This window comes from Delftia sp. ZNC0008, assembly GCF_000799035.1.
GTDB lineage: Bacteria > Pseudomonadota > Gammaproteobacteria > Burkholderiales > Burkholderiaceae_C > Comamonas > Comamonas tsuruhatensis.
The window spans coordinates 1-3291 of the sequence record NZ_JTKZ01000371.1; the positions used below are offsets into that span (position 1 = coordinate 1).

The following is a 3291-nucleotide window of genomic DNA, read 5'->3' on the forward strand; positions in this document are numbered from 1 at the left end:
CCGCGTCGAGTACCTGGCCACCGAAGAGGCCGCGCGCGCCGCCCGCATCAGCCTGGGTGCCGAAGTGGTGCAGGCCTACCTGTCCCGCGACGGGGCCCTGCGCCGGCTGCAACTGGCGCAGCGCACGCTGCAAAGCCGTGAATCCTCGCTGCGCCTGACCGCGCAGCGGCGCCAGGCGGGCACGGCCACGGCCCTGGACCACCAGGACGCCCTGGGCCTGGCCGCCCAGGCCCGCGCCGACGTGGAGCGCAGCGAACGCGAGCTGCGCCAGGCCGGCAACGCCCTGCTGCTGCTGACGGGCGTGGAGGATCTGGGGCCGTACCTGTCCGCACAGTCCGCAGGGTCTGCACAGCCGGCAAAGTCGTCCGACGTACCCCTGCTGCTGCAGGACCTGTCGGCCGGCACGCCTTCCGAACTGCTCATCCACCGGCCCGACATCCAGGCGGCCGAGCACCGGCTGCGCGCCCGCAGCGCGGACATTGGTGCGGCGCGCGCGGCCTTCTTCCCGCGCATCTCGCTCACCGGCTTCCTGGGATCGTCCAGCGCCGATCTGTCCGACCTGTTCCGCTCGGGCCAGCGCGCCTGGTCGTTCACTCCCCAGGTCACGCTGCCCCTCTTCGACGGGGGGCGCAACCGCGCCAACCTCGACCTGGCCGTGCTGCGCAAGGACATGGCCGTGGCAGCCTACGAGCAGGCCATCCAGACCGCCTTCCGCGAAGTGGCCGACGCCCTGGCCGCCACCGACACGCTGCGCCGCGAGGAAGCCGCGCGCCTGGCGCTGCGCGACAGCAGCCGCGAAAGCCTGCGGCTGGCGCAGGCCCGTTACCAGGCGGGGGTGGACGACCATCTGCGCTACCTGGACGCACAGCGCAACGCCTTCGCCAATGAAAGTGCCTACATCGATACCGTGACCCAGCGGCAGTTGGCGCTGGCCCAGCTGTTCCGCGTGCTGGGCGGCAGCTGGACGGCGCCGCCGCCTCACAGCGCCCCGAACACCTCCGGCAAGGCCGCATCGCGCGGCATGCCGCCATAGCTCTTGGTGCCGCCCTGGCTGTCGATCACCACGATGCCCGGCGTGCCACGGAAGCCCAGGGACATCATCAGCTTGCGGTGGGCCTCCAGCGCCTTGCGCACGTCGGGGCTGACGCTGAAGGCGGGCGCTATGCCGCCCTGGGCGGACTTCTTCTCGTGCTCCATCAGTGCGGCCGCGCGGTCCGGGGCCTGCAGGATGGCGGCGGCCTTGGCCGGGCTGTCGTCCCGGATCACGCCCACCAGGATGTGACGCAGCTGCACCTTGCCTGCGTCCACCCAGGGGCGTGCGGCCTCCCAGAACTTGTGGCAGTACTTGCAGTTGGGGTCGGTGAAGGTATAGATCACGCGCGGCGCATCGGCCTTGCCGTCGGGCACCCAGTTGGAGGCCTCCAGCTGCGCCTGCACGGTGTCGCCCGCCGGCTTGGCGGCCTGGGCCTTGGCCTGGGGCGCCTGGGCCGTGGCAGGACCTTCTGCGGCGCTTGCCCGTCCTGCTGCCAGAAAGAGGCTGGCAGCCATGCCTGCAAAAAGGACGGTGCGTTGAAGATGCATGGGAACTCCTTGGAACGGTTGGATGAATGAGGGTGCGGCGCTGCGCGGCAAGCGTGCAACGCCTGGTGCTGCGGCAACAGCGGCGGACGGTGTGAGTCGGAGTGCATCCGACGCGTTCCATCGGTCCAGGAAATCGCTTGCGGCAATCTCGCACACGACGGCCGACCGACCACGCGCCGCTGTCGCTGCGTTGCAGCCCATGGGCTTCGCACGCCGCCGATTGTCATTGACACCCTTGCAGATGCTGCGCATCGGTGCTGGGCAGTCGTCATTGCAGACAGCCAGGGCGAGCGGGGCAGGGTGGGGGAGGGCTTGCGCCCGGCGCGGCAGGCAGTCTTGGAAGCGGTAGCGGTCTTGCATGGCAGTCATGGATGGAAATGAAACCCACTACCTATGAAGACGCTCCAGCTTTTCAGAACTGCACCCCTGCGGCCGAATTTTTTTGAAAGCGGGGGCCGGTCCCGCCTCCGTGCTCAGGGCGCAGCGGCAATCTCGGTCTGGCCATCGGGCCCGGCCACCAGAGTGACGGGCAGGATCTGGGCCAGCATGCGTGCGAACTCGGCGGGGCGGCTGGCCTGGTAGGTGCCGCCAATGCGCAGAGCCGCCACGGCCGGGTCGTGCACCACCAGGCCGGTCTGTCCGTAGCGCTCCAGCTCGGCCAGGGCGTCGGCCAGGGGCGTGTTCTCGAAGCGGATCAGTCCCTTGCGCCACAGCGCAATGCTGCCGGGCGCCACAGCCGACACCGGACCGAGCACGCCTGCGGGCGACACGCTCAGGGCCTGGCCAGCGACCAGGTCGGCAGGCGTTGCCGCGCCTTGCGCACCGGCCACGCGCACATGGCCTTCCTGCACGGCCACCTGGGCGCTGCCCGCCTCCATGCCCGTGGCGCGATAGCGCACGGAAAACCGCGTGCCGCCCACGGTGACGCGCGCCGGGCCGGCCAGCACATGAAAGGGCCTGGCGCTGTCGGGTGCCACGGCGAACAGGATCTGCCCTTGCGTGATGCGCACCTCGCGCCGGTCGCGGTACAGAGTTACCTGCGCCTGGGTATCGGCATCCAGGGACAGTGCGGTGCCATCCGGCAAGGTGATGGTCCTGGCCTGGCCGCGTGGGGTCAGGTGGCTGCTGGTGAAGGTGGGCTGCTGCTGCCACTGGTGCCAGCCCACGCCCACGGCCAGGACCAGGGCAAGGGCCACCGTGCAGCACAGGGCCGCCAGGGCAGGTCGCGGCAGCAGGCGGGACCAGTTCCAGCCTTGGCGCTCTTCGGAGGACGGGCGCTGCGTGGCCGGTTCCGGGCGTGCGTGAGGCGCTGACTGCGAGCGCCGGCGTGCCTGCTCCGCGCGCAGGCGCGCCACCTGTTCGGGGGGAATGGACCGCGCGGCCGCCAGGCTCTGGCCCAGGTGGCGCAAGGCGGCCTCGTGCGCCGTGCTGGCCGCCAGCCATTCGGTGAATTCGGCTTCTTCCTCGGCGGTCAGGCCTTGCTCCATGCGCGTGTGCCAGTCGGCCGCAGCGAGGTCGATGGGGTTTTGCCCGCGGAAGAACTCTTCCAGTTCGCGCACCTGCGCAGCCTTGTCCAGGGGCGCGGTGCAGGAGCGGTGGCGGCGCATGCGTGCGGCTTGCCGGTTTCAGAAGCTGGTCCAGTCCTGCGATTCGGCGGACGGCTTGGCCGCAGCCAGGCGTGCAGGGCTTGCAGGGCGCGCGCCAACGCGG

Annotated in this window: 3 protein-coding genes; 1 reads left to right on the plus strand and 2 read right to left on the minus strand. The window is 70.8% G+C overall.

All coding sequences use genetic code 11. The annotated features are described in order from the left end of the window. A partial coding sequence (locus L995_RS12300; protein ID WP_047472028.1) for an efflux transporter outer membrane subunit occupies positions 1-1033 on the plus strand: 1033 nt, incomplete at its 5' end. Here L995_RS12300 and dsbG read toward each other — a convergent pair. Both dsbG and L995_RS12310 read right to left on the minus strand, forming a co-directional pair. Continuing rightward, the gene (gene dsbG, locus L995_RS12305; RefSeq protein WP_047472029.1) at positions 979-1581 is read right to left on the minus strand and encodes a thiol:disulfide interchange protein DsbG; all 603 of its coding nucleotides are present in this window, start codon (positions 1579-1581) and stop codon (positions 979-981) included. The two genes, L995_RS12300 and dsbG, sit on opposite strands and share 55 nt — an antisense overlap. 473 nt (positions 1582-2054) lie before the next feature. Continuing rightward, complete coding sequence (locus L995_RS12310) at positions 2055-3188, minus strand: FecR family protein (protein WP_047472030.1); 1134 nt, start codon at positions 3186-3188, stop codon at positions 2055-2057. Positions 3189-3291 lie beyond the last annotated feature (103 nt).

Excerpts from the sequence above, each read along its gene's own strand:
- dsbG (WP_047472029.1), bottom strand. The coding sequence starts at position 1,581 with ATGCATCTTCAACGCACCGTCCTTTTTGCAGGCATGGCTGCCAGCCTC.
- L995_RS12310 (WP_047472030.1), bottom strand. The coding sequence starts at position 3,188 with ATGCGCCGCCACCGCTCCTGCACCGCGCCCCTGGACAAGGCTGCGCAG.